The sequence below is a fragment of the Rhizobium sp. 05N49 genome (genome assembly GCF_056396805.1).
This window is the reverse complement of record NZ_JBFTME010000002.1, coordinates 391,720-414,845: the sequence shown is the minus strand read 5'-3', so window position 1 is coordinate 414,845 and position 23,126 is coordinate 391,720. Positions and strand designations below refer to the sequence as shown.

The following is a 23,126-nucleotide window of genomic DNA, read 5'->3' as shown; positions in this document are numbered from 1 at the left end:
AATGCTAGTATCGGTTGATACGGAATGGCTTGATATCAACTGATGTTTTGACACCTGCCACCATATCCGCGATCAACCGCGCCGTCGTTGCCGAATAGGTCAGACCGAGATGGCCGTGGCCGGTGGCATAAAAGACGCCAGGCATTTTCGACGAAGGCGAAACGATCGGGATCGTATCCGGCAATGCCGGGCGATGGCCCATCCATTCGCTGGTGTCCTGGACCTTGAGACCGGGAAGGATGCGTTGCGCGTGGCGCACCAGCACGCGCGGACGGCGGAAATCGGGGGCGGCCGTAAGCCCCGCCAGCTCGACATTGCCGCCGACACGGATACCGCCTGCGGTCGGCGTCACCATGAAGGCGCGATGCGGCCAGATCACCGAATAGCGCATGGAAATGCCGGGCTGCATGATCTGCGTATGATAGCCACGTTCGGTTTCGAGCGGGATCGGCTCACCGAGGGCCTCGGCAAGGAACCGCGTGTGGACGCCGGCTGCCAGGACGACCTTGTCGGCTTCGATGCGATTGCCGTTTTCGAGAAGAACGGCGGTCCTGCCATCGCTCTTGCGTTCGACAGTTTTCACTTGCCCGGACACGAAGTTGGCACCGGCGGCCTTTGCCGCATCTGCAAGCTTTACAACCAGCTTATAGGGATCGCGGATCGACTTGTTGTCCGGCAGCAGCACGGCCTTGGCGATTTTCGGCGAGAGGGTCGGCTCGTAATACTGGATCGCACCGTTGCTCAGCACCTCGAATTCCATGCCGTAGCGCCGCATCAGGTCAAGGTGGCCACGGTCCGCATCAAATTCGGCCTCGGTCTCGTAGATCGCAAGGCAGCCCTCTTCAGTCATCAGGTCGGGCGCGCCGATCGCACTGAGCATGGCGGTCATATCGCCAAGAGCGATCCTGGAGAGGCTCATGCCCGCATCCTCGATCTCTCTCAAACGTGCCGGACGGCCGGCCGCGAGAAACCGCAGGAACCAGGGCAGGATTTTTGCCGCATAGCCTGGCCGCAGCCAGACCGGACCTTCCGGATCGATCAGCCAGCGCGGCAGCTTCTTCCAGGTCGAGGGACCGGAACCGGCCGCGAAGTCGAGCGCGATGCTCGCCATATTGCCGTAGGAGGTCCCCCTGCCCGGCTCGCCCTTGTCGATCAACGTGACTTGAAAGCCGCGTCGCTGCAGTTCGAAAGCAATCGAAGCACCGATCACACCGGCGCCGACGACGGCCACCGTCTCATTCGTTTCATTCGCCATATCTTGTCCACCGCACGGCAGAGTCGGTGCCGTCGGAGATGTGATATATCACCGCGAGGCGAATGCCTATGATTTTTTACTGCGGATCTTCCGGCAGGCCGGCACCGACGCTATCGCCCACCGACCCCACCGTATTGTTCATAGACTGGCCGAGGCGGCGAACCTGGCTGTCATAGTTGCGGCGAGTGCGAGGATCGAAAATCGCGATCGGGGTGCTGACTGCGAGACTGACTGCGCTGCCGGCCGTCTGTGCAGCACCCATGGCGACTGCACCGACGGCCTCACCGAGCCCGACTTCGGAATCGGTGATGGTCTGGCCGGCAATCAGCCGGTCGCCGATGAGCTTCACGACTTCAGGGCTTTCGGCAAACTTGCCGTGGTTCAGGCGATCGCCGGTCTTCAGCTTGGTCAAGTCAAGCACAGTGATACCGGCAGCTTCCAGCTTGCTGCGATAAGGCTCGGCCGAGGGATCGATCTGGCCGAGACGATCGACATTGCCGGAGATGCGGCGCGAGAGCGCCAGTGCCCGGTCGTCCTGGGATACGAAGATGGTGAAATGCGGCCTGTCCTTGCCGAGGCTCTGGAACTGACGACCGAACACGTCGACATCGAGGTCCGGCGAGGCAAGAATGATGTTGTTGATCTTGGAGGCGACGCGGCCGTCGCGGATCGCCATCTGACGCAGCGCCTCCACCGTCAGCCATGTGCCCATGGAGTGGGCCATGACGGTGATATCGCCGACAGCCGGATTGTTGGCCGTGCGCCGCAGCAACTCTTCCAGCGCATCACGCGAATAGTTGGTGCTTTCCTTGTCATAATTGTAGTCGAAAATGCTGGCGCGCGAGGGCCAGGTGAAAACGACGGGCGCAACGTCGGCATGCGAATCATGGACGATCTGCGCAAAACGATAGACCGCATCCTCATAGCGATTGTTGAAGCCATGCACGAAGATGAGCACGCGCTTGCTCTTCGGCATGTGCGTCCTCAACCAGTTCTCGCCCGCCTTCTCGCCATCGAGCGGGTCAACTGCGACGGTGACGAAATCCTTGAGAGGATCGGCAGGCAGGCGACGCGGCCATTGCACTTGGCCAGCCTTGCGGTTGGCTTCCGGCGGAATGGAGACATCGACGGCATCAACCATCAACCCGGTGCCGCGCTCGCCGGAGAAGAGCACCGCCGGATTTTCATCCGCAGCACGCGTGGTTGCCACCAGAAGGTCGACGCGCGAAGTACCCGGCGGAACGGTGCCGGCTGCCTGCATGACGCCGATCGGCCGCCCGCAGGAAACAAGACCAAAACACAGGACAAGCAGGGCTGCGAGGGCTTTGCGAGAAACGCCGCATCCGCCGATCATGACATCTCCGCAGGTTCAGGCGTCATCGCGCCAAGCCACCGATATGCGCTTGCGGCGCGCTTCCAGATAGTCCGAGCCCGCGAGCCGAGTCAATTTCACGAAGGTTTTAGGCGAGATTTGATCCGGAAAAGAAAAGAGCCCGACGCGGGAGGAGGTGCGTCGGGCTCTTGATCCTGACTGACAACTGGGAGGAGGAGTGTTGTCAGTCCGATGAAAGGGAGCGCTGGGAGGAGGAGTGCGCTGCCTTCGGGATTATTAATACCCAATTCATTTGATGGAGAATAGCGAAATTACCGCAATGCAGCAATGCATTGGGCGCAATGCTTGCCTAGTTAGCGTCACACACGCGCCTCATTTTGCGGCATCTTTTATCAACTGATCAAAATTATTCCGCACATTGCGGCGGATAGAACCAGATGCCGCCGCCCTTCCCCTTGTCCCTTGCCTTTTTTATTGGCGAAAGGCACGCATCATCAAAGCTGCGCGTCTTTCTGGGCACTCTCCGGGAAACAGCGGCGCAAGGCGGAAAACGAAAACGGCCGCGACTGAGATCGCGACCGTTCAAATGCCGGTCCAATTCCAATCAGGCAGCCTTGAAGAGCTTCTTGCCTTCGGCGTCGAGAGCGGTGAACTCGTCGTCGGACAGAGTAATGTTCACGGCTGCAACGTTTTCTTCGAGATGCTTGACCTTCGACGTGCCGGGGATCGGCAGCATCACCGGGCTGCGTTTCAGTACCCAGTCAAGCGCGATCTGGCTGGGGGCAGCATTGTGTTTTTTGGCAATCGTATCGAGCAGTGAGCCGGGCTTGGCGAGATCGCCGGCTGCCAACGGGTACCAGGGGATGAAGCCGATATTATGCTTGGCGCAATAGTCGAGCACATCTTCGCTGGTGCGGTCGACGAGATTGTAGCGGTTCTGGACCGTCGCGACCTTGAAGACCTTGGAGGCCGCCTCGATATCGGCGACCGAGACTTCGCTGAGACCCGCATGGCGAATCAGGCCGGAATCGAGCAGCGACTTGATCGCGTCGAACTGTTCCTTGGCCGGGACCTTCGGGTCGATGCGGTGCAACTGCCAGAGATCGATCTGCTCGACGCCGAGATTGCGCAGGCTCTTGTGCACCTGCTGGATCAGATATTCCGGGCGGCCGAGCGGCAGCCAGATATTGGGACCGTGGCGTGTGAGGCCGCCCTTGGTGGCGACGACGAGGCCCTTCTTATAGGGATGGAGCGCTTCCTTGATGAGCCACTCGGAAACGTCAGGACCATAGGAATCCGCGGTATCGATAAAGTTGACGCCCAATTCCGGCAGGCGCTTCAGCGTGCGGATCGATTCATCGTGATCGGCAGGATTGCCCCAGATACCGTCGCCGGTAATGCGCATGGCGCCGAAGCCAAGGCGGTTGACCTCCAGATCGCCACCAATCTTGAAGGTGCCGGATTTCGCTGCATTGTAATCAGTCATCGTCTCTTCCTCTCTTGGTCAATAAATCACTCAAAATCGGCGGAGCCGGAGACCTGCCCTCAAGTGTCGAATATGGTCTTGAGAGACTCCAGCCTTTCGCGAACGGAGCTAATCGCGTCACGCCCAAGCAACAGATGGGCCGGCGGATCGTCGGATGCAATGAGCGTCAGCATTGCAGACGCTGCCTTTTCTGGATCGTACGGCTCGACGACCATCACCTGGATGACAAAGCTCCCGCCCCTTTTGCCGAGGTTCTCGGAAATGCCTTCGCAGGCAAACTTGCTGCCATGATGAAAAGCGATGCCCGGCATGGTGATGATCCCGTCCATCGAGATGACATTGAGGATGTGGCCGCTGCTGCGTTTGCAGCATATAGGGCAGCACTGCTTGCATGACAGCCACGGGCAAGAACATTCATCTTGGACGGGCGGCAGAGCTCACGCGCGTCGCCAACATCCCGGAACGGCATCGATCCGAAGCACCGCGACGACAAGTAGGGTGATCGTCGAGGGTGAAACTGCCTAGAACCCAGACTTTGCTTCTTCACCGAATTCGGCCAGCATCTTCCAGAGTTCACCAAGGATCTCGCGTGCGAAGGCTTCCATCGCGACACTTTCGGTCGAAGTACCTGGCACGCGCCGCTCCCAGAGCTCACCGCCAACGCGCAGCGCGCCGATGACAACAGCCGAAAGCAAGCGCATGTGTGTCCGCACATCAGGATCGCCGCCCTTGCGGGCGATCAGCGCCTCGGTCAGCTCCTGCTCCAGCTTGGCATATTTAAGCTGATCGCGGGCCTTGAGGGTCGGCGTGCAATGGATCAGCTCACCGAGCGCCAGAGCGCGCTCGTCAGCCGAGGCGGTTACGGTGACGATAAGGGCCTCTTCTACAGCCTTGACGGAGGATTCGGCGGCCGGACGTGCGGCAATCGCCGCCATCAGGCGGTCAGCAAAAGAATCCTGCCAAGCGAAGACGACCTCTTCCTTCGACGGGAAATAATCAAAGAAACTACGCTTCGAGACATCTGCGGCTTCGGTGATTTCCTCAATCGTCGTGGCGTCGAAGCCGCGCTCCAGAAAGAGGGTCATCGCTGCCTGCTCGATGCGCTCGCGGGTCTGGCGCCGCTTGCGCTCGCGCCTGCCCTCTACGGCTTCAGGCTGTTTCTTCTCTGTCATTTCCATCAGGTGTCATTCAGTCATCTGCTTCGGGGAAAGCAGAGATCTCCATATCCGCTCCGCTGCTGCGATATTTGAAACGCTCACGCGAAAGCTCCAGCGGCTTGCGGCGCGAGATCCGGTAGACGGAGGCCGGCGGCAGATTGCGTACCGTGCCGCCGATGCGCGTGGCTTTCAGGCCCAGGCGGTCAAGGATCGGGCGCGGCACGGGACAGCGCGGCCCATAGGTGAATTGATAGAAGGCGCCGCCTGCCCGCATATAGACGAAGGCACCGGCTAGGATCGAGGCGATCTTGCGCGGCGACATGGAAAGCAGCGGCAAGCCGCTGACGACTGCGCCGACAGGTTCACCCTCGAATATATCGGCCTGCGCCAGGTGACCGGCATCCATCTGCAGGATGCGTGCATCGGGAAAACGCTTCTGAAGCGACCCGATGAATTCCGGACCGTACTCGATCAGCGTCAGATCGGATTCGCTGATACCACGCGCAAGCAGCGCGCGGGTGAAGACGCCGGTGCCCGGCCCAAGCTCGATAATCGGACCATCCAGGGCCGCGATCTCGCTGGTCATGATCCGCGCGAGCGAATCGCCGGAGGGCGCAATGGCCGCAACCCTCAGCGGGTTGCTCAGCCAGGAGCGGAAAAAATGCAGGAAATCGGAGCATGCAGTTCTAGCGATCATGATTATCCCACCTGTCTGAAATGCGATTGACCATTGATGCGACGATCTCTCGCAGCATGGCAATTCCAAGGCAGCCCCGTCAATCCATCGTCTTTGCGCACGTCCTTCTCCATAAACATTTTGTGTATTTTTGTATTTATTGCATTTTTGCATTTAGTGCAATATACCATATCAAAACAGCAACTCGGCACGCGCTGCACCGCAAAAGGAACTTCCATGACTGACTGGATGACGAAGGACATACCGGACCAGACGGACTGTATCGCGGTCATTACCGGCGCGACGAGCGGTATCGGATATGAAACGGCCAAGGCGCTTGCCGGGGCGGGCGCCCGCGTCATTATCGCATCGCGCAATGTGGAAAAGGGCAAGCAAACGCTCGCGGATATCCGTGCGGCGCATGCCGGCGCCGAGGTAAGTTTCGAACCGCTCGATCTGGCGAGCCTGACATCGGTGGCAAACTGCGCCACCCGTCTCTCCGCCTCGCTTCCACGCATCGACCTGCTCATCAACAATGCCGGCGTAATGGCAATCCCGACGCGCCATGTCACCGAAGACGGGTTTGAAATGCAGCTCGGTGCCAATTACATCGGCCATTTCGCCCTGAACCTGCGGCTATTGCCCAGAGTATTGTCGGGCAGCGCCCCGCGCATCGTTACGGTCAGCAGCCTGGCCCACCGCTCCGGCAGGATCAACTTCGACGACCTGCAATGCGAGCAACGTTACGGATACTGGTCAGCCTATGCGCAGTCCAAGCTTGCAACGCTGATGTTCAGCCTGGAACTCGATCGTATGGCCAGAGCGCAGGGCTGGAATCTGAGGAGCAACGCGGCACATCCGGGCTACGCGGTGACCGGATTGCAGAGCACTGGTCCGCGCATGGGACGTACTGGCCCGAGCTGGCAGGAGCGTTTCAGCAAGTTGCTGGAACCCCTGCTCTCCCAATCGGCGGCCGCCGGCGCATTGCCGACGCTGTTTGCCGCGACTTCGCCGGATGCGAAAGGTGGCGTCATGTACGGTCCCGATGGATTTTATGAGCTGAAAGGCTCACCTGCGCTCGCAAAGATCGTTCCTGCTGCGCAGGATAAGGCGGTCTGGCGCAGGCTGTGGCAGGTCTCGGAATATCTGACCGGCCTTTCCCTCGACGGCGTGGCCGAAGCGTCTGCGGAACGAAAAAGGCAGCCGTAGCGGCTGCCTTTTTCGGGGTGGGGACGTCAGTCCCTCCCCTTCGCCCATGCCATCAACTGCTTTTAGTAGTTGCAGCCCGAGCTGCTGGTTGGGTTGAAGCGCAGGCCGCAGGCCATGTTGAGCGACTTCTTCCGACCGTACTGGTAAGGGTCGGAGCTGTTGGAAGCACCATTGACGGATCCGGTGGTGCGCGGCTCGTTGCGAGCGTTCGTGTTCTTCTGCTGCTTTACGACCTGCTGCTGCGGTTGCGCCGGGGCTGCGTTGGCCGATGCGAAAGCCGAAACGCTGACGATTGCGCCAAAGGCTACGGCCACGAGGCCATTCTTCACGATATTGATCATTTCTTGTCTCCTTGGGAGGATGGTTGGGATTTACGCCAAGGAGCTAGGGAGCAGATCTGTCACATTCCACTGCACCAGATAGCAATCACGACGACGTGAGATCCAATTGCGCGCAAGAAAAAGGCGGCTTTTGGCCGCCTCTCTCTTTGCCGGCTCAATAGCCGTTGTCGCATGGCATGCTGCCGGGGCCGATCGTTCCACTAAATGCTGGGTTGCACATAGTCTTAGGCTCGGTGCGATTGAGGGGTTGGCGGACAATCGCGCCCGTGGTGCGGGCTTCAACGCCGAACGCAGCAAGCGGATACCAGTAGCCATCGGAGTGACGGCGGGTACCGGGGCGTTCCGTGCGGAAACCATGGTAGCCATGCCAATAGCCGGCATGTACCTTATATTGCACCATTTCTGGGCTTGAGGCGACCGGATTCCGGGCCTGCTGAACGGGCGCCGCCAGCGCGGGAACGATAGACGAGAGGGCGAGAAGAGCGCTGAGCGCAATGGCGGACGGGACTAGAGTGAACATTTTCATGATAAACCCTCCTTCCTGGATTTATCTATGAAAAATGCGTTCTACGCGCGTGAAGTTCCGCCATCACACGCAGCTTCCTACACTTGTGATTGCAGGCGATCCGCCGCGACTGAAAGACACAAAAAATCAAAATTTGCGACTTTGCAGAAGCCGCTCGGGCGGGCTCCTGGGACATTTATCGAATGTGTGAATTCACCGTTCTTGATATGCGTACAAAGGACGGTAGCCCTGGCCGGCGATGCAGGAGACATATTGCCGATGGGCGGCACTGCTCGCATTCGTCTCCCGTTCCACCGGATCACGGTGACCGGTCAACTGCGCCCGCAAGTCGTACTGTTTGTTGGATTCGTCGTACATGGCATTGGCATCGGACATGCAGAGGCTGTGAGCGACGCCAGGCGGATTGACGGGCGAAGCGACAGCCACGAGCACCGGCGCATTGGCACGATCGACGCATCCCGCAAGGGCCGCYATCATCGCGACGAGACCTACGACACCAACAGTTCCCGTCTTCATGCAATCCTCCGGCTTCTCGCCTGCCATAATCCATCGCTTCCGCAGATAGACGTCGAAGGTTGCGCGAAACTAGGCTTGGATGGGGGAACTTCGCCGCCGACCAGGAAGCGGCGGTACTATATGGGCTTTCTCGGCATCAGCGAGCAGCGTGCAGAAGACCTGAACCGCTTTTTTGCCAGCACTGCGAAACACTCGATGGCGCCAAAGAGCCCAGGAAGTCACATCATCCGGTCGGCTCGACAATGGGTACTACGAGATCGAAAAACTCAAGTAGCCGCCCGCTCCATAGTCATAGGGCTGCGCACTAGACCCATTGACCGTGCATTCGAAATGCGACCGGATAGTAGTCGGGCTTCGGCAACAACCGATCACAAAGCAGCTCAATAACTGATCACAGGAATTTGGAGAGGAAATGGCGCACCCGAAGAGATTCGAACTCCTGACCCCCAGATTCGTAGTCTGGTGCTCTATCCAGCTGAGCTACGGGTGCGTCTGCAGTGGCGGCCGTGCCGCTTGCGTGGGCGGTTCTCTAAAGGGTCTTTTCGGGCAATGCAAGAGCAATTCGAAAAAAATCGCGACTTTGGTTGAGCAAGGCTCCATTGCGGAAATTGCATCACTTTTCGGCGTGCGACCGGCTGCGATAATCTTCCAGTGAAACCGGGCGATCCGGAATTTCGATACGGAACTGAGTGCCGACCGAGGGCTTTTCCACAAGTGCGATGGTGCCGCCATGGGCCAGCACCAGCTCACGGGCAATGGTAAGGCCGAGACCGGTGCCGCCAGAGCGGGCCGAGCCGCGGAAGGCGGCAAAGAGGTTCTGCCGCGCCTTAAGCGGCATGCCTGGGCCGGTATCATCCACGGTGATGCTGACGACGCTCCCGACGCGCTGGGCGGCAACGGTGATGCGCCTGACGATCCCTGCCCCTTCTTCTCCCGGAGAGGTCAGCGCCTGCAGGGCGTTACGGCAGAGATTGTGGATGATCCGGAACAATTGCTCACTATCGGCATCCACTTCCAGATCCAGACCCATCTGCTCGACAAATTCGACGCCGGTCTGAGGGTCGATGGCAAGGATGTCCTTCACCTCCTGTATCAGCTCATAGAGGCGGAGGCGGCGGCGGCGGGGCGCCGATTCGGTCGCCTTGCCATAGGAGAGCACTTCGGTCGTGTAGCCCACGGCTCGGTCGATGGTGCGCAACAGCTTCGGCGCGAAGCTCTTCACCATGGGATCATCGACATCGACGAGGCGGTCGGACATCAGCTGGGCGGATGCCAGGATATTGCGCATATCGTGGTTGATCTTCGACACCGCGAGGCCGAGTGCCGCGAGATTTCTCTGCTGCTTCAATGTCTTCTGCAGTTCGAGCTGCATGGATGTCAGGTTGCGGCCGGCAACAGCCAGTTCGTCGCGGCCGCCGTCTCCGACATAGACATGGAGCGGATTTTCGGGGTCGGAGGCAAATTGCTGCATGCTGCCCGTCAGCTTGCGGATAGGGCGGATGAGGATGCGATTGATGGAGAAGAAAATCAGTGTCGCGGTAAAGAGCGAAATCAGGATCGACAGCAGCAGAACGTTGCGGGCATAGACGAACATTGCCTTGCGCAGCGGCCTGTCCTTCATCACCACTTCGACGCCGGTATTCGTCTCGCCCACCGGTCCGTAGACGCGGATCATGCGGTTGCCGCCGAAGATCAGAGTGTCCAGCGCATCGCGCATGGCGGTCAATGGCGGGATATCTGTGAGGTCGTAAGATTCGTCGACCGAGGTTGGCATCTCGCTCATGGCAAGCAGGCGGGAGGTGCCGTCCTTGCGCAGCACAATCGCCTTGGTGCCGGTCGCCTCCAGCGTCTCTTTCTGCAGCGTCCGCGGCAGCTCCACCGGCTGCAGCCCGTCGATGACGATTGCGGCAGCGGCGGCCGTATTCAGGCGGTCCTCGAGCCAGCGGACACGCATGCTTGCGATCGAGGGAAAGAAGATCAGGATTTCCGCCAGCATGATGAAGAAGACGGTGAGCCAGAGCAGCTTGCCGGACAGACGGCTGAACATGCCGGCACGCGGATAGGAGCCCTTGGCAGCCTCGCCGGCCGCGATGTTTTCCGCTTTGGAAGTCTCGCCCTGGTCTTGAACCGGCATCTCGTCTTGTCCGTGCGGCGAAAGGCCGCCATCAGAATGAGCTTCTATATTAGAGCAGAATGCTCCGCTTTCAAATCTTTGCGAGGAGCGGCAAGTCGTCACAAACGAAAACGCCGCCCGCAGGCGGCGTTCCGATCCTGATTACAGAGGCTGTCAGAACTCTTCCCAGCTCTGCTCCGCAGCGGCTGCATTGCCGCCGAAGGCCCGGGCGACGCGGCTGATAGCGCGGCGCGCCGGAGAGGCAACTGGCTGGTGATGCTGCTGGCGCGCAACAGCAACGGACGCCTCGCTGGAAAGCTTGAAGCGGGAGATGAGGCGCACGAGGCCATCGGCTTCGGCCGACAGCTTGTGGGTCGCAGCCGAGGTCTCTTCCACCATCGCGGCGTTCTGCTGAGTGACCTGATCCATCTGGTTGACGGCGGTGTTGACTTCCTTGAGGCCGGTCGACTGTTCCTTTGCCGCTGTCGCGATCGAATGGATATGATCGTTGATGGCGATGACCCGCGTTTCGATCTCGGACAAGGCCTCACCCGTCGCCTGAACCAGCTTGACGCCGACCTGCACCTCATCGCCCGACTTGGTGATGAGCGCCTTGATATCCTTGGCGGCGGTTGCCGAGCGCTGGGCGAGTTCGCGCACTTCCTGCGCGACGACAGCAAATCCCTTACCGGCTTCACCAGCACGGGCGGCCTCGACGCCGGCGTTCAGCGCCAGCAGGTTTGTCTGGAAGGCGATCTCATCGATGACGTTGATGATCTGGCTGATTTCGCGAGACGCCTGTTCGATGCGGCCCATCGCATCGACGGCGTTGCGAACCACGACGCCAGAGCGGCCGGCATTTTCCTTTGCCTCAGAGACCATGACGGTCGCTTCCTGCGCACGTTCGGTCGAATTCATAACAACGGCCGTGATCTCGTCGAGAGCAGCGGAGGTTTCCTCCAGCGCGGCAGCCTGCTGTTCCGTACGCTTGGAGAGATCGTCGCTGGCGTTCCGGAGTTCGTTGGTATTGCCGTTGATCGCTTCAGTCGTTTCGCGCACTTCGCGCATGGTCGTCTGCAGCGTCACGAATGTGCTGTTGACGTTATTCTGCAGTTCGGCAAAGGCGCCCTGGAATTGGCCGCGCATGGTCTGCGTCAGGTCGCCTTCGGCAAGGCTTGCAATGACCCGGCGGGTTTCATCGACGCCGGCATCGACGCTCGACAGGAGCAAGTTGATGTTGCCGGCGAACTGGTTGAGGCTTTCGTCCTCATAGTCCTTGTCAATGCGATGGCTGAAATCGCCGGCGGCTGCGGCAGCGACGACGACCGACATGCTGGACTGCAGGTCGTCGCTCTTTGCGCGCATCGCCGCTTCCTGGGCATTCATGCGCTGGATAACGAGGCCGTTTTCCTTGAAAACTGCGACGGCTGCGGCCATTTCGCCGATTTCGTCCTTGCGGCCGGCAAAGGGCACTTCGACCTGGAAATTGCCGTCTGCGACCTCCTTGATCGCATCCGTCACCTTCTTGATCGGCCGGCTCAGGTGGCTGGTACCGATGTAAAAGCCCATGCCGACGCCTGCCGCGATGCCGATGCCGGTAATGCTGAGCACCAGCATCAGGATCCAGCTGCGGAAGTCTTCGATCTCGTCATTGACTGCCGTCAACTCCGCCTTGTCGGTGGTGACGATCGCGTCGATCTCGGCCTGGAACGCCTTGCGGTTGGCGCGGTTGGCGTCGTTGTTGCCCTGCTCGTTGGCCGCCTGCGGGCTGACCTGCGTACCGAGACGGGCCGTCTCGCTGCGGAAGGTGCGGAATTCCTTGGCGCGGTCAACGAGCTTGGTGAAGGAATCTTTCTGGCTGTCAGGCACAAGCGTCGCCCAACCGGCGATGACCTTGTCGATCTCATCCAGATCGGCCATCAGCCCCTTGGCGAAAGCCGGCGTCTGGTCGAGGCTCTTTGCAGCATAGATGCCGCGCGATTCCATGACGACGGCGGTGACAAAGCGGTTCAAGCGTTCGCCTGCATAGGCACGGGCCGCGGCGTGTTCATACGCCGTCAGGTTCGCGTTATACTTGGCCATCGCCGACAGCGCGGTGGCACCAATCAAAAGCGCAACGCCGCCCATGACAGACACAAGAAGATTGATTTTGCCGCGAATTTTCAACGAACGCTCCTCGCCTCACAATGCCTGGAAAACACACTCCCAGCCGATGCATTGGAAGATCGGGTAAATTCGTTAATGTTGTATTTCGAATATTAACAATATCGACTACAGGAAATTACCCATATTTACTGTTAGCCGCGTTATGTTTCGTCTAGAACCGAGCATCTTCAAGAAAGAAAAACTCCGGCTGACAGCTTTCCGAAGCCTTCAGAAGAAATATACAACCATATAGTGAACCGCCGCATTCGTTAACACCAAAGTGCGAAATCTTGCCATCTACCGTGTGTATTCAGGAATCTGCCTGCCATAATTGACTTTGAGAGGCTTCATCCGTATAAGCCGCCGCACGTCCGGTCGTTTCAGGTCTTTTGCGACCTCGTCCGTTCGAAAAACCACGCTCCTTGCATTATGCAAATTCAAGAAGGGCCGCACTCCGCGGTGTTTAAATAAATGAAGCGTACCTATCAGCCCTCGAAGCTTGTTCGCAAGCGCCGCCACGGTTTCCGTGCGCGTTTGGCCACTAAGGGCGGCCGCAAGGTCATCGTTGCTCGCCGCGCACGCGGCCGCAAGCGTCTTTCGGCCTAAGGCCGGAATTGCCCGATAGAAAATGACGGGCGAATTGAAGACCAAAGAAGACAAACAGATTGTCGGGCGGCTCTTGAGCCGCCCGCAATTTCTTGCAGTCCGCGAAGGCGAAAAGCGCCGCGGCCCTCTCTTCCTTCTCGAGGTCCTGAACCGCAAGGAAGAAGAAAGCGAAGCCCGCGTCGGCTTCACAGTCACCAAAAAACATGGCAACGCCGTCGAAAGAAACCGCATGCGGCGGCGCCTTAAAGAGGCGGTGCGGCTTCATGCAGGGTTTGCAATGCAGCCCGGACACGACTATGTGGTTGTCGCCCGCAGGGACGTTTTGACGGCGTCCTTCGATGAACTGGCCGCGGAACTGAAAGCCCGCGTGGAAACCAGGCCGAAACACCGGCGCCCGAAAGACGAGCGCCCCAGGAACGTATGATGCAAAACAACCGCAATTACTTCATTGCGATCGCTCTCTCGGTGCTGATCGTCCTTGGCTGGCAGTTCCTCTATATGAACCCGCGCATCGAAGCTCAGCGCAAGGCTCAGGAAGCGCAGAAGGCACAGCAGCAGACCGAGCAGACGCAGCAGCCTGCCGCAAGCAGCAGCCCGAGCGCCCAGACGAATGGCGCCGCCCCGACAGGCCAGGCAGTTGCGACCGCTACCCGCGAAGAAGCGCTTGCAAAGACGCCGCGTGTTGCCATCGACACCGCCGCGCTCTCCGGCTCCATCAACCTCGTCGGCGCTCGCCTCGATGACCTGAAGCTCAAGGCCTATCACGAGACGGTCGATGACTCGAGCCCGATCATCACGCTGTTCTCACCAGCTGAAACCAAGGATGGTTACTTCACCGAACTCGGTTATGTCGGCAGTGACACGACAGGCACCGTTCCAGGCCCATCCACCGTGTGGACCGCACCGGAGGGCGCAAAGCTCACCGAAAAGACGCCGGTCACTCTTACCTACACAAATGACAAGGGCATCACCTTCGCCCGCACGATCTCCGTCGACGAGCATTACATGTTCACGGTCACGGACAAGATCCAGAACGCCGGCCAGGCACCTGTCTCGCTTTCCTCTTACGGCCGCGTGACGCGCTACAACAAGCCGACGACGCCGTCCGTCTACGTTCTGCATGAAGGCTTCATCGGCGTCATCGGCGACGACGGTCTCATCGAGAGCAAATATTCGGCAGTCGAGAAGGAAGCCGTTACCCCGCCAAAATCCACCGGCGGCTGGCTCGGGATTACTGACAAGTATTGGGCCGCGACAATCATCCCGCCGCAGCAGGCACCCTATGACGCGCGTTTCTCGCACTTCACCGACGGGCAGCCGCGCTACCAGGCGGACTATAAGGAAGACGCCTTTACAATTGCGCCGGGCCAGTCGGTCGAACTCAAGAATCTTGTCTTTGCCGGTGCGAAGGAAGTTCCCGTCATCGACGGCTACGAACAGAGCTACAACATCCCGCGCTTCGACCGCCTGATCGACTGGGGCTGGTTCTATTTCATCACCAAGCCGATGTTCAAGCTGATGGATTTCTTCTTCCGCTACTTCGGCAATTTCGGCGTGGCGATCCTCTGCACGACCATCGTCGTCAAGGCGCTGTTCTTCCCGCTCGCCAGCAAGCAGTATGCTTCGATGGCGAACATGAAGCGCATGCAGCCGAAGATGGAAGAGCTGAAGGCCAAGTTCGGCGACGACCGTATGGGCCTGCAGCAGGCGACGATGCAGCTCTACAAGGAAGAAAAGATCAACCCGATCGCCGGCTGCTGGCCGGTGGCGCTGCAGATTCCGATCTTCTTCTCGCTCTACAAGGTGATCTACATCACCATCGAAATGCGCCATGCGCCGTTCTTCGGCTGGATCAAGGACCTTTCGGCACCCGATCCGACGTCGATCGTCAACCTGTTCGGCCTGCTGCCATTCGAGGCCCCGACCCTGCTGCATCTCGGCGTCTGGCCGCTGATCATGGGTATCACCATGTTCTTCCAGATGCGCATGAACCCGACCCCGCCGGATCCGACGCAGGCCATGATCTTCAACTGGATGCCGCTGGTGTTCATGTTCATGCTGGCGAGCTTCCCGGCAGGTCTGGTGATCTACTGGGCCTGGAACAACACGCTCTCGGTCATCCAGCAGTCGGTTATCATGAAGCGCCACGGCGTGAAGATCGAACTCTTCGACAATCTGAAGGGCCTGTTCAAACGAAAACCGGCACCATCGAAATAGTCGAAAAGCCCTGCTTCGGCAGGGCTTTTTGTTTCGGGCCGCCGAAGCGCTCAACCGCGCGAAGCTTGACAACACGCTTTAAAAACATGAAGCCGGTTTCACTACCGAACCCGGAGATTGCAGAATTCATATGACCGAAATCGCAAAGCCGCTCTTCGGCCACCCCTGGATCTTCATCCGCGGCGTGCCTTCCCTGAAATTCCTTCCACCGGAAGGTCCCCTGGAAGTCGCCTTCGCCGGTCGATCGAATGTCGGCAAATCGTCGCTGATCAATGCGCTGGTCGGTCAGAAGGGTCTGGCGCGCACTTCCAATACGCCGGGACGCACGCAGGAGCTCAACTACTTCGTTCCGGATGGCTATTCCGGCGAGGGCAGCGACCTGCCGCCGATGGCGCTTGTCGACATGCCTGGCTATGGCTATGCGCAGGCGCCGAAGGAGCAGGTGGATAACTGGACGAAGCTCGTCTTCGACTACCTGCGCGGCCGCGCGACGCTGAAGCGCGTCTATGTGCTGATCGACAGCCGCCACGGCATCAAGAAGAACGACGAAGACGTGCTGACGCTGCTCGACAAGGCGGCCGTCTCCTATCAGATCGTTCTGACCAAGACGGACAAGATCAAGGCGCCGGCCGTGCCGAAGCTGCTTGCCGAAACATCGGAAAAGATCCGCAAGCGGCCGGCCGCCTATCCGGCCGTGCTTTCAACGTCTTCGGAAAAGAACGAAGGACTGGACGAACTACGCCAGGCGATCGCCGAAACAGTCGGCATCAACAACTGGAAATAAAGAGGCGCCCCGAAAGGCGCCTCTGACAGCCGATACTTGGAGTTACATCTTCGGCAGCAGCACCTCATCGACGACGTGAATGACGCCGTTCGACTGCTTGACGTCAGCGATGGTGACGTGGGCGACATCGCCATTTTCATCCGTCAGCGTGATCTTGCCCATGCTTTCCTTTGCCTTGAGCACGCAGCCGCCGACCGTCTTGATATCGTGCTCGCCGCCATCGTCCTTGATCATCTTTGCGACGGTCTTCGACATCGCGTCTGCGGCAACGACATGGCACGTCAGGATCTTGACGAGCTTAGCCTTGTTTTCCGGCTTCAGCAGCGTATCGACAGTGCCTTCCGGCAGGGCAGCAAAGGCTTCGTTGGTCGGCGCGAAAACGGTGAAGGGCCCTTTGCCTTCCAGCGTGCCGACGAGGCCGGCGGCCTTCACGGCAGCAACAAGGGTCGTATGATCCTTGGAGTTGACGGCATTCTCGACGATGTTCTTGTTCGCATACATCGCGGCACCGCCGACGATCGGGTTCTTTGCCTGAGCAGCGAAAGCGATAGCGGAAAAGGCGGCGGCGACAGCTGCAACGCGCAATGCGGACTTGATCATGATTTTTCTCCTCTGCATCCGGTCGCAGCCGCCGGCTTTATGCCCTGCGCCGCCCGGATATCAGGAACTACGGAAGGCGCTGCAGAAGAGTTTCAGGAAAATGATCCGATTTTCACGGTCTGTGGATCGAACCGCTGGCGATGACGGGGCCTGACGGCTGATGTGTAGGCGAGCCGCCGAATGGCTCCAGGCTGACGGCCAGCGTCGCGCCATCGGAAATCTGGCCGCGCATATCCGTCGGTATCTGCAATTCGCCGTTCATACCGCGCTGGAAGACGCCGAGAGAACGGGGCGTGCCGCTGCCCGGCACCAACCAGAGCTCCAGAGATTTCTCCTCCGGCTTGCCGGCAGCGACCGGCACGATCTTCAACCGGCCTGTCTGGATCTCGTAGGAGGCGGTCAGATTGACCTGATTGTTCTGCCCGGAGAGATCGGCCACCAGCGGCGGCGATACAGGGGGCTGAGGCACGAGACCGGAGGTAAATGCGATGACGCCCAGGGTGACCGCAAGGGAGGCAAATGTCAGCGAGCGCCAGAAACCGGCGGAATTCCAGAGGCCGTGCGAAAAGCGCGGCGCACTTTCTGTATCGGCGAAGAGACGCGCCTCGATCTGCTTGAAGGTCTCGTGGCTCGGAGAAGCCGTGCCATATTCGTCGTTGAAGCCGGAGAGGTTGACCTCCCAGCGGCTGACGATCGCGGCAAACTGCCGGTCGCGGCGCATGCGTTCCTCAACGATCTTGCGATCCTGAAGAGAGAGGACGCCCAGCACATATTCGCCGGCGAGAACCTCATCCCGGGAGCGGTCTCCCTTGCTTTTGTCGGGCGATGTCATCGTTCCATGCACTCTCTCAGTTTCAGCAGGCTGCGTCTAAGCCATGTCCGCATCGTATTCAGCGGGACACCAAACTGATCGGCCAGTTCCTGATAGCTCAGCCCTTCGACATAAGCCCGTTTCACTGCGACCGCACGATCAGCTTCCAACTCTTCCATGCAGGTGTCAATCCGCCTTCCTTCATCCTTAATCACGACTTGCGCTTCAGGATCGGGACCGGCATCGGCAAGATCAAGCGCTTTGTCGATTTCGTCGGCTACAGGCTTGCGCGAACGCAAGGCATCGATCGACTGATTGCGGGCAATTGCCGCAAGCCACGCGGCCGACGTCGCGGAGCCCGCCGTAAAGGCACCGGCGCGCTGCCATATCTTGATATAGACCTCCTGCAACACCTCTTCGGCCTCGTTCCTGTTTCCAAGAATACGAAGGCAGATCGCCAGAAGTTTCGGGCTGGTCTGGTTATAGAGCGCGGCGAGGGCCCTGCGGTCACCCAACGCGACACGGCCGATTAAATCTGCAAAATCCCCAGTCATGTCGCCCTCGAATGAACGATTTCCGGTTCGATAGTTTCAATATGAGCTGGCCGGCTTCCAGGTCGGCCTTAGATACGAAAAACTATTGCGTGCCGGATTATTCCCTCTGTCAAAAACTTGAGATAAAAGGCCGCGATCAATTCCGCGGGGTCCCCCATGAACGAGTCCGAAAGCGAAATCCAGGCACGTCTTCTCGCACAGGCGCTGCCCTTCATGCAGCGCTATGAAAACAAGACGATCGTCGTGAAATACGGCGGCCATGCCATGGGCAATCCCGAGCTCGGCAAGGCTTTCGCTAGCGATATCGCGCTTCTGAAGCAGTCCGGCGTCAACCCGATCGTCGTTCACGGCGGCGGCCCGCAGATCGGCGCCATGCTGACGAAGATGGGCATCGAATCGAAGTTCGAAGGCGGGTTGCGCGTCACCGACCAGAAGACGGTCGAGATCGTCGAGATGGTTCTCGCCGGCTCGATCAACAAGGAAATCGTCGCGCTGATCAACCAGACCGGCGAATGGGCGATCGGCCTTTGCGGCAAGGACGGCAACATGGTCTTCGCCGAAAAGGCCCGCAAGACCGTCAAGGATCCGGATTCCAACATCGAGCGTGTGCTCGATCTCGGTTTCGTCGGCGAAGTCGTCGAAGTCGACCGCACGCTGCTCGACCTTCTCGCCCGCTCCGAGATGATCCCGGTCATCGCGCCGGTTGCCCCGGGCCGCGATGGCGCGACCTACAACATCAACGCCGACACGTTTGCCGGTGCGATTGCCGGAGCGCTGAACGCCACCCGGCTGCTGTTCCTGACGGATGTGCCCGGCGTTCTCGACAAGCAGGGCAAACTCATCAAGGAGCTTTCCGTCGCCGAAGCGCATGCGCTGATTGCCGACGGCACGATTTCCGGCGGCATGATCCCGAAGGTCGAGACCTGCATCGATGCCATCAAGGCCGGCGTGCAGGGCGTCGTTATCCTGAACGGCAAGACGGCCCATTCGGTGCTGCTCGAAATCTTCACCGAGCACGGCGTCGGCACACTGATCGTTCCCTGATCGAAAAAGGCGCCCTTGCGGGCGCCTTTCTCATGCTCCGGCAAAGTTTGTCGAGAGCGTCAGATCTTCCCAGGCATCAATTTCCGAACTCATGCTCTTGAGCTTGTCGCGGACCAGCGTCAGCGCATCGGCGCCGAGCAGCAGATGGACCGGCGGATCTTCAGCCTCGACCAGTGCCAGCACAGCGGCCGCCGCTTTGCGAGGATCGCCTGACTGTCTGCCGCTCTTTTCCTCGCGCGCCCTGCGGATGGGATCGAAGAGCGCATCGTAATCAGAAATGCTCCTGTCGGTGCGGATCATCGATCGTCCGGCCCAGTCGGTGCGAAATGAGCCAGGAGCCACAGCGGTGACTGCAACATTAAATGGCTTCACTTCCTTCGCCAAAACCTCGCTGATGCCTTCGAGCGCAAATTTGCTGCCGCAATAATAGGCGATGCCCGGCATGGTGATGAACCCGCCCATCGATGTGATGTTGATGATATGACCCGCCCGCCGCCGGCGCATGAACGGAAGAACGGCCTTCATCATTCCGACGGCGCCGAAGACATTGACCTCGAATTGCCGGCGCATTTCCTCGATCGGCGATTCCTCCAAAGTTCCTTCATGTCCATAGCCGGCATTGTTGATGAGAACGTCCACCGGACCGATGGTTCCCTCGATGCCGGCAACGGCCGGTTCGATTGCCTCTATATCGGTCACGTCGAGGCGGACTGCCGTCGCCCGACCCGGCGCCAGCCTCTCGAACGACGCTACGGCATCATCGTTTCTCACCGTTCCCACCACGCGGTGGCCCTTTTCCAATGCGGCCTGCGCAAAGGCGCGGCCAAAGCCAGAGCTGACACCGGTAATGAGAAACTGCTTTTCGATTGAACTCATCGTGAACTCCTTTCCTGGCGCAGCCGTCATATGAAGGCTGCGCGTTCCGTCATGTGGCGGCGCAGGGGAGATAGTTCCAATATATTGCAGAGATGAATGCGATATCTTAAACGTATCGCATGGAACTTCGCCATCTTCGTTATTTCATCGCCGTCGCAGAAGAACTCAATTTCACACGCGCGGCACGGAAGGTCGGTATCGGCCAGCCGCCACTCAGCAATCAAATACGCGATCTTGAAAACGAGATTGGAGCGGCTCTTTTCCGCCGCCTCTCGAACGGCGCGGAACTGACGGAGGCAGGCAAGGCCTTTCTGCCGGAGGCGCAGGCGATTTTGCTTCAGGCGGAGCAGGCCAAAAAATCTGCGCTGCGGGCGGCGCGCGGAGGGAGCGGGCGGCTGCGGGTTGGCTTCACCAGCTCTGCGGTGTTCAATCCGGTCGTGCCCGCCATCGTGAATGCCTTTCGCGAGAAATATGCGGCCGTCGAACTCGGCCTGGGGGAAGCGCCGACGGCGCAACTGCTGCAGCGTCTCGACGGGGACGAACTCGACGCCGTCTTTATCCGCCCGGGCAGCAGTGATGTGCTGCAGGCCCGATGTCAGCTGCTGGCCGAAGATCCCATGGTCATCGTGCTTCCAGCAAGGCATCCGCTGTCACAGGCGCAGACTTTACCCCTCGGCGCCCTGGCCGAAGAGAGCTTCGTCCTCTTTCCACGCGAGGCGGGTGTCGGCTTCTTCGACGACATCATCGCCGCATGCCGGCGAGTGGGATTTGAACCGCGGCTCGGCCAATCAGCGCCGCAGATCACTTCGATTGCCAGCCTGGTCGCAGTCGGTCTCGGCGTTTCGATCGTGCCGGCGGAAATGGTGAAGATCAAAGTTCCCGGTGTTTGCTACATCGCATTTGACGGCGAAGCGCCAGCGGCACGGCTGGCACTCGCCACCCGGCGTGACGAGCGCTCCCCCACCGTTCGCAATTTCATTGCTCAGGCCATCGCCATGCAGCGAAACTCCGCCGGCAACGATCAGTTGGCCGAATAGATCGCAGCTGCTGCTTCCTTCAGCTTTTCCATCATCGCCCGATAAGGCCCCGGACCATAGCTGATGCGCGAAACACCGAGCCTTCCAAGATCGGCCGGTTCGGGCGCACCGGCCTTCATCATGATATTGACCGGCAGCGAGGATGCGGCGCAGACCTTTTCGATCAGGGCCGGCTCGATCAGACCCGGCACGAAGAAGCCGCTGGCGCCTGCCGCTGCATAGGCCTTGCCACGCTCGATCGCTGCATCCACCAGTCCTGCGTGCCTGGAGCCGTCACCTTCCTGAAGGAAGAGATCAGTGCGGGCATTGAGGAAAAAATTGATGCCTCGCGCCTTCGCCATTTCCCTGATGGCGCGGATGCGAGCCGCCTGCACTTCGATAGAATGAAGGCCGGCCTCGCCGACGCGCTGGTCCTCGAAGTTGATCCCTATGGCGCCAGCCTCGATGAGCTTTGCGACATTGGCCGCGGCGCCGGCGGGTTCGGTGGAATAGCCACCTTCGAAATCGACCGAGAGCGGCAGGTCGTTGACGGCGGTGATCGTGCGCGCCGTCTCGATCAGCACATCCATCGGCAGCTTCTGGCCGTCGCCATAACCATTGGCAGCCGCGACCGACCAGCTTCCGGTCGCGAGCGCCTTCGCGCCCGCCTCCGTAACGGCCTTGGCCGTTCCGGCATCCCAGATGTTGTATAAAATGACGGGCGTGCCCTTGCGATGCAGCGTACCGAAATAGTCGGTTTTCTCAGTCTGATTCATGCTGTCCTCTCCATTTTATATCCGCTGATCTTTTCCTCGTGCCGCAGCAGCCATTGCTTGCGCCACAGCCCGCCGCCGTAGCCGGTGAGTGAACCATCCGCGCCGAGGATACGATGGCAGGGCACGATGATGGCGAGCTGGTTGGCGCCGTTGGCACGGCCGACAGCACGCACCACCTCCGGCCTTTCCATTTCTCTTGCAAGATCGCCATAGGCGCGTGTCTGGCCGACGGGAATTTCGATGAGCTTTGCCCAGACATGCTTTTCGAAGGGCGTGCCGCCAAGCGCCAGCGGCGTCTTGAATGTGGCAAGCCGCCCTTCGAAATAGTCCCTGATCTCCATCTCGATCTGGTCGATAGCAGGCGTACGGCCGATCGCGACCGAGGAACGGACACGCTTCTGCAGGGCTTCGAGTTCGGTCGGCAAAGCCTTGCGGTCGTGAAATTCGAGGAGATGCAGATGCGTCTTGTCGGCGACTGCTATCATCGGTCCGAGCGGTGTATCGAACCAGTCGGCAAAGAGCAGTTCGCGGTTTTGCGAAAGCGCCGGCGCCTTGCCGACCAGCCGCTGAAAAGCGGCGCGAAAGCCGCTCGGGGATTCATATCCTGCATCGAGCTGCACATCGATCACCCGCGCGCCACCGGCGAGCTGCCGTGCTGCTTCGCCAAGCCGGCGATAGCGTACGATATCGTGGAAGGTCATGCCGAGCGCCCGCTTGAAGGCGCGGCGCACGGTCGAAGGATCGTAGCCCCGGCGTACGAGCTCATCTTCGGTCCAGCGCACATCGGGTTCGCTGTCGAGCCGCGCCAGCAGCATGTCGACGACCGGCTCGCGGCCCGGCTGCTCCAGCGGCCTGCAGCGCTGGCATGGACGGAAGCCCGAATGCATGCAGGCGGCGATCGTATCGAAGAAGATGGTGTTTTCCCGCTTCGGCTTGCGCGCCGGGCAGGTCAGACGGCAGAAGATGCCTGTTGTCTTCACACAGACATAGGCCTGGCCCTCATAATCGGCGCTGCGGGCGATCAGGGCATCATAGAGCGTGTCATCGTCGGGGCGTTCGAAAAGCATGTCGGCTTTCTAGCACTC

25 protein-coding genes and 1 tRNA gene are annotated in these 23,126 nt (G+C 59.7%); 7 read left to right on the top strand and 19 right to left on the bottom strand.

The features are described 5' to 3' along the window. Positions 1 to 4: 4 nt before the first annotated feature. The 6 genes from AC1DF8_RS06270 to AC1DF8_RS06245 all read right to left on the bottom strand — a co-directional run bounded on the left by AC1DF8_RS06270 (position 5) and on the right by AC1DF8_RS06245 (position 5,928). Entirely contained in the window at positions 5 to 1,255 is a 1,251-nt protein-coding gene (locus AC1DF8_RS06270; protein WP_113211320.1) for an NAD(P)/FAD-dependent oxidoreductase, read from the bottom strand. A gap of 76 nt (positions 1,256 to 1,331) precedes the next feature. Next, the gene (locus tag AC1DF8_RS06265) at positions 1,332 to 2,609 is read right to left on the bottom strand and encodes an alpha/beta hydrolase (RefSeq protein ID WP_113013057.1); all 1,278 of its coding nucleotides are present in this window, start codon (positions 2,607 to 2,609) and stop codon (positions 1,332 to 1,334) included. A 583-nt stretch (positions 2,610 to 3,192) separates the two neighbouring features. Further along, on the bottom strand, positions 3,193 to 4,074 hold the full coding sequence (locus tag AC1DF8_RS06260) for an aldo/keto reductase (protein WP_113114693.1): 882 nt from the start codon (positions 4,072 to 4,074) through the stop codon (positions 3,193 to 3,195). A gap of 59 nt (positions 4,075 to 4,133) precedes the next feature. Continuing rightward, entirely contained in the window at positions 4,134 to 4,409 is a 276-nt protein-coding gene (locus tag AC1DF8_RS06255) for a hypothetical protein (RefSeq protein ID WP_477995488.1), read from the bottom strand. A gap of 186 nt (positions 4,410 to 4,595) precedes the next feature. Then, complete coding sequence (locus AC1DF8_RS06250; protein WP_477995486.1) at positions 4,596 to 5,246, bottom strand: TetR family transcriptional regulator; 651 nt, start codon at positions 5,244 to 5,246, stop codon at positions 4,596 to 4,598. 16 nt (positions 5,247 to 5,262) lie between these two features. Next, the gene (locus AC1DF8_RS06245) at positions 5,263 to 5,928 is read right to left on the bottom strand and encodes a class I SAM-dependent methyltransferase (protein ID WP_477995308.1); all 666 of its coding nucleotides are present in this window, start codon (positions 5,926 to 5,928) and stop codon (positions 5,263 to 5,265) included. A gap of 216 nt (positions 5,929 to 6,144) precedes the next feature. Between AC1DF8_RS06245 and AC1DF8_RS06240 the strand changes: the two genes are divergently transcribed. Beyond that, positions 6,145 to 7,116: an oxidoreductase gene (locus AC1DF8_RS06240; protein ID WP_113013060.1), complete on the top strand. Its 972-nt coding sequence runs from the start codon at positions 6,145 to 6,147 to the stop codon at positions 7,114 to 7,116. 62 nt (positions 7,117 to 7,178) lie between these two features. Here AC1DF8_RS06240 and AC1DF8_RS06235 read toward each other — a convergent pair whose 3' ends face one another. The 6 genes from AC1DF8_RS06235 to AC1DF8_RS06210 all read right to left on the bottom strand — a co-directional run bounded on the left by AC1DF8_RS06235 (position 7,179) and on the right by AC1DF8_RS06210 (position 12,778). Then, complete coding sequence (locus AC1DF8_RS06235) at positions 7,179 to 7,457, bottom strand: hypothetical protein (RefSeq protein ID WP_113013061.1); 279 nt, start codon at positions 7,455 to 7,457, stop codon at positions 7,179 to 7,181. Positions 7,458 to 7,611: 154 nt separating this feature from the next. Then, entirely contained in the window at positions 7,612 to 7,983 is a 372-nt protein-coding gene (locus tag AC1DF8_RS06230) for a cell surface protein (protein WP_112969976.1), read from the bottom strand. 192 nt (positions 7,984 to 8,175) lie between these two features. Next, positions 8,176 to 8,499, bottom strand: a complete 324-nt coding sequence (locus AC1DF8_RS06225) for a hypothetical protein (RefSeq protein WP_477995305.1) — start codon at positions 8,497 to 8,499, stop codon at positions 8,176 to 8,178. A 413-nt stretch (positions 8,500 to 8,912) separates the two neighbouring features. Beyond that, positions 8,913 to 8,989, bottom strand: a tRNA-Arg gene (locus AC1DF8_RS06220). Positions 8,990 to 9,112: 123 nt separating this feature from the next. Continuing rightward, positions 9,113 to 10,633 (bottom strand): ATP-binding protein, encoded by a 1,521-nt coding sequence (locus tag AC1DF8_RS06215; protein WP_477995303.1) that lies wholly within the window; start codon positions 10,631 to 10,633, stop codon positions 9,113 to 9,115. Positions 10,634 to 10,786: 153 nt separating this feature from the next. Then, positions 10,787 to 12,778: a methyl-accepting chemotaxis protein gene (locus AC1DF8_RS06210; protein WP_477995301.1), complete on the bottom strand. Its 1,992-nt coding sequence runs from the start codon at positions 12,776 to 12,778 to the stop codon at positions 10,787 to 10,789. A gap of 450 nt (positions 12,779 to 13,228) precedes the next feature. Between AC1DF8_RS06210 and rpmH the strand changes: the two genes are divergently transcribed. From rpmH to yidC, 3 genes are read left to right on the top strand one after another with little or no spacing between them, the layout of a single operon-like run. Then, entirely contained in the window at positions 13,229 to 13,363 is a 135-nt protein-coding gene (gene rpmH, locus AC1DF8_RS06205) for a 50S ribosomal protein L34 (protein ID WP_477995299.1), read from the top strand. A gap of 22 nt (positions 13,364 to 13,385) precedes the next feature. Further along, positions 13,386 to 13,787 (top strand): ribonuclease P protein component, encoded by a 402-nt coding sequence (gene rnpA / locus AC1DF8_RS06200; protein ID WP_112541782.1) that lies wholly within the window; start codon positions 13,386 to 13,388, stop codon positions 13,785 to 13,787. Continuing rightward, the gene (gene yidC, locus AC1DF8_RS06195; protein WP_029869014.1) at positions 13,787 to 15,580 is read left to right on the top strand and encodes a membrane protein insertase YidC; all 1,794 of its coding nucleotides are present in this window, start codon (positions 13,787 to 13,789) and stop codon (positions 15,578 to 15,580) included. Before rnpA ends, yidC begins: the two co-directional genes overlap by 1 nt. Here yidC and AC1DF8_RS06190 read toward each other — a convergent pair. Then, on the bottom strand, positions 15,552 to 15,710 hold the full coding sequence (locus AC1DF8_RS06190; protein WP_477995298.1) for a hypothetical protein: 159 nt from the start codon (positions 15,708 to 15,710) through the stop codon (positions 15,552 to 15,554). The genes yidC and AC1DF8_RS06190 overlap by 29 nt on opposite strands. Here AC1DF8_RS06190 and yihA point away from each other — a divergent pair, their 5' ends adjacent. After that, positions 15,711 to 16,364: a ribosome biogenesis GTP-binding protein YihA/YsxC gene (yihA, locus tag AC1DF8_RS06185; protein WP_029869015.1), complete on the top strand. Its 654-nt coding sequence runs from the start codon at positions 15,711 to 15,713 to the stop codon at positions 16,362 to 16,364. A gap of 42 nt (positions 16,365 to 16,406) precedes the next feature. Here yihA and AC1DF8_RS06180 read toward each other — a convergent pair whose 3' ends face one another. The 3 genes from AC1DF8_RS06180 to AC1DF8_RS06170 form a co-directional block, all read right to left on the bottom strand. Continuing rightward, the gene (locus AC1DF8_RS06180) at positions 16,407 to 16,964 is read right to left on the bottom strand and encodes a fasciclin domain-containing protein (RefSeq protein ID WP_112969979.1); all 558 of its coding nucleotides are present in this window, start codon (positions 16,962 to 16,964) and stop codon (positions 16,407 to 16,409) included. Positions 16,965 to 17,076: 112 nt separating this feature from the next. Continuing rightward, positions 17,077 to 17,796, bottom strand: a complete 720-nt coding sequence (locus AC1DF8_RS06175; protein ID WP_112541784.1) for an anti-sigma factor — start codon at positions 17,794 to 17,796, stop codon at positions 17,077 to 17,079. Next, positions 17,793 to 18,329: a sigma-70 family RNA polymerase sigma factor gene (locus AC1DF8_RS06170; protein WP_477995295.1), complete on the bottom strand. Its 537-nt coding sequence runs from the start codon at positions 18,327 to 18,329 to the stop codon at positions 17,793 to 17,795. The genes AC1DF8_RS06175 and AC1DF8_RS06170 overlap by 4 nt, the downstream gene beginning before the upstream one ends. A 156-nt stretch (positions 18,330 to 18,485) precedes the next feature. Between AC1DF8_RS06170 and argB the strand changes: the two genes are divergently transcribed. Further along, a complete protein-coding gene (argB, locus tag AC1DF8_RS06165) occupies positions 18,486 to 19,373 on the top strand; it encodes an acetylglutamate kinase (protein WP_037100983.1) in 888 nt (295 codons plus the stop codon). A 30-nt stretch (positions 19,374 to 19,403) separates the two neighbouring features. On the opposite strand, the gene AC1DF8_RS06160 is transcribed toward argB, so the two are convergent. After that, positions 19,404 to 20,249 carry an oxidoreductase gene (locus tag AC1DF8_RS06160; RefSeq protein ID WP_477995293.1) on the bottom strand — a complete coding sequence of 282 codons (846 nt, stop codon included), beginning with the start codon at positions 20,247 to 20,249 and terminating at the stop codon, positions 19,404 to 19,406. 119 nt (positions 20,250 to 20,368) lie between these two features. Between AC1DF8_RS06160 and AC1DF8_RS06155 the strand changes: the two genes are divergently transcribed. Continuing rightward, entirely contained in the window at positions 20,369 to 21,286 is a 918-nt protein-coding gene (locus AC1DF8_RS06155) for a LysR family transcriptional regulator (protein WP_477995291.1), read from the top strand. On the opposite strand, the gene AC1DF8_RS06150 is transcribed toward AC1DF8_RS06155, so the two are convergent. Together AC1DF8_RS06150 and AC1DF8_RS06145 are read right to left on the bottom strand one after the other, a co-directional pair. After that, entirely contained in the window at positions 21,271 to 22,041 is a 771-nt protein-coding gene (locus tag AC1DF8_RS06150; protein WP_477995289.1) for an isocitrate lyase/PEP mutase family protein, read from the bottom strand. The genes AC1DF8_RS06155 and AC1DF8_RS06150 overlap by 16 nt on opposite strands. Continuing rightward, complete coding sequence (locus AC1DF8_RS06145) at positions 22,038 to 23,108, bottom strand: bifunctional transcriptional activator/DNA repair enzyme AdaA (RefSeq protein ID WP_477995287.1); 1,071 nt, start codon at positions 23,106 to 23,108, stop codon at positions 22,038 to 22,040. The genes AC1DF8_RS06150 and AC1DF8_RS06145 overlap by 4 nt, the downstream gene beginning before the upstream one ends. Positions 23,109 to 23,126 lie beyond the last annotated feature (18 nt).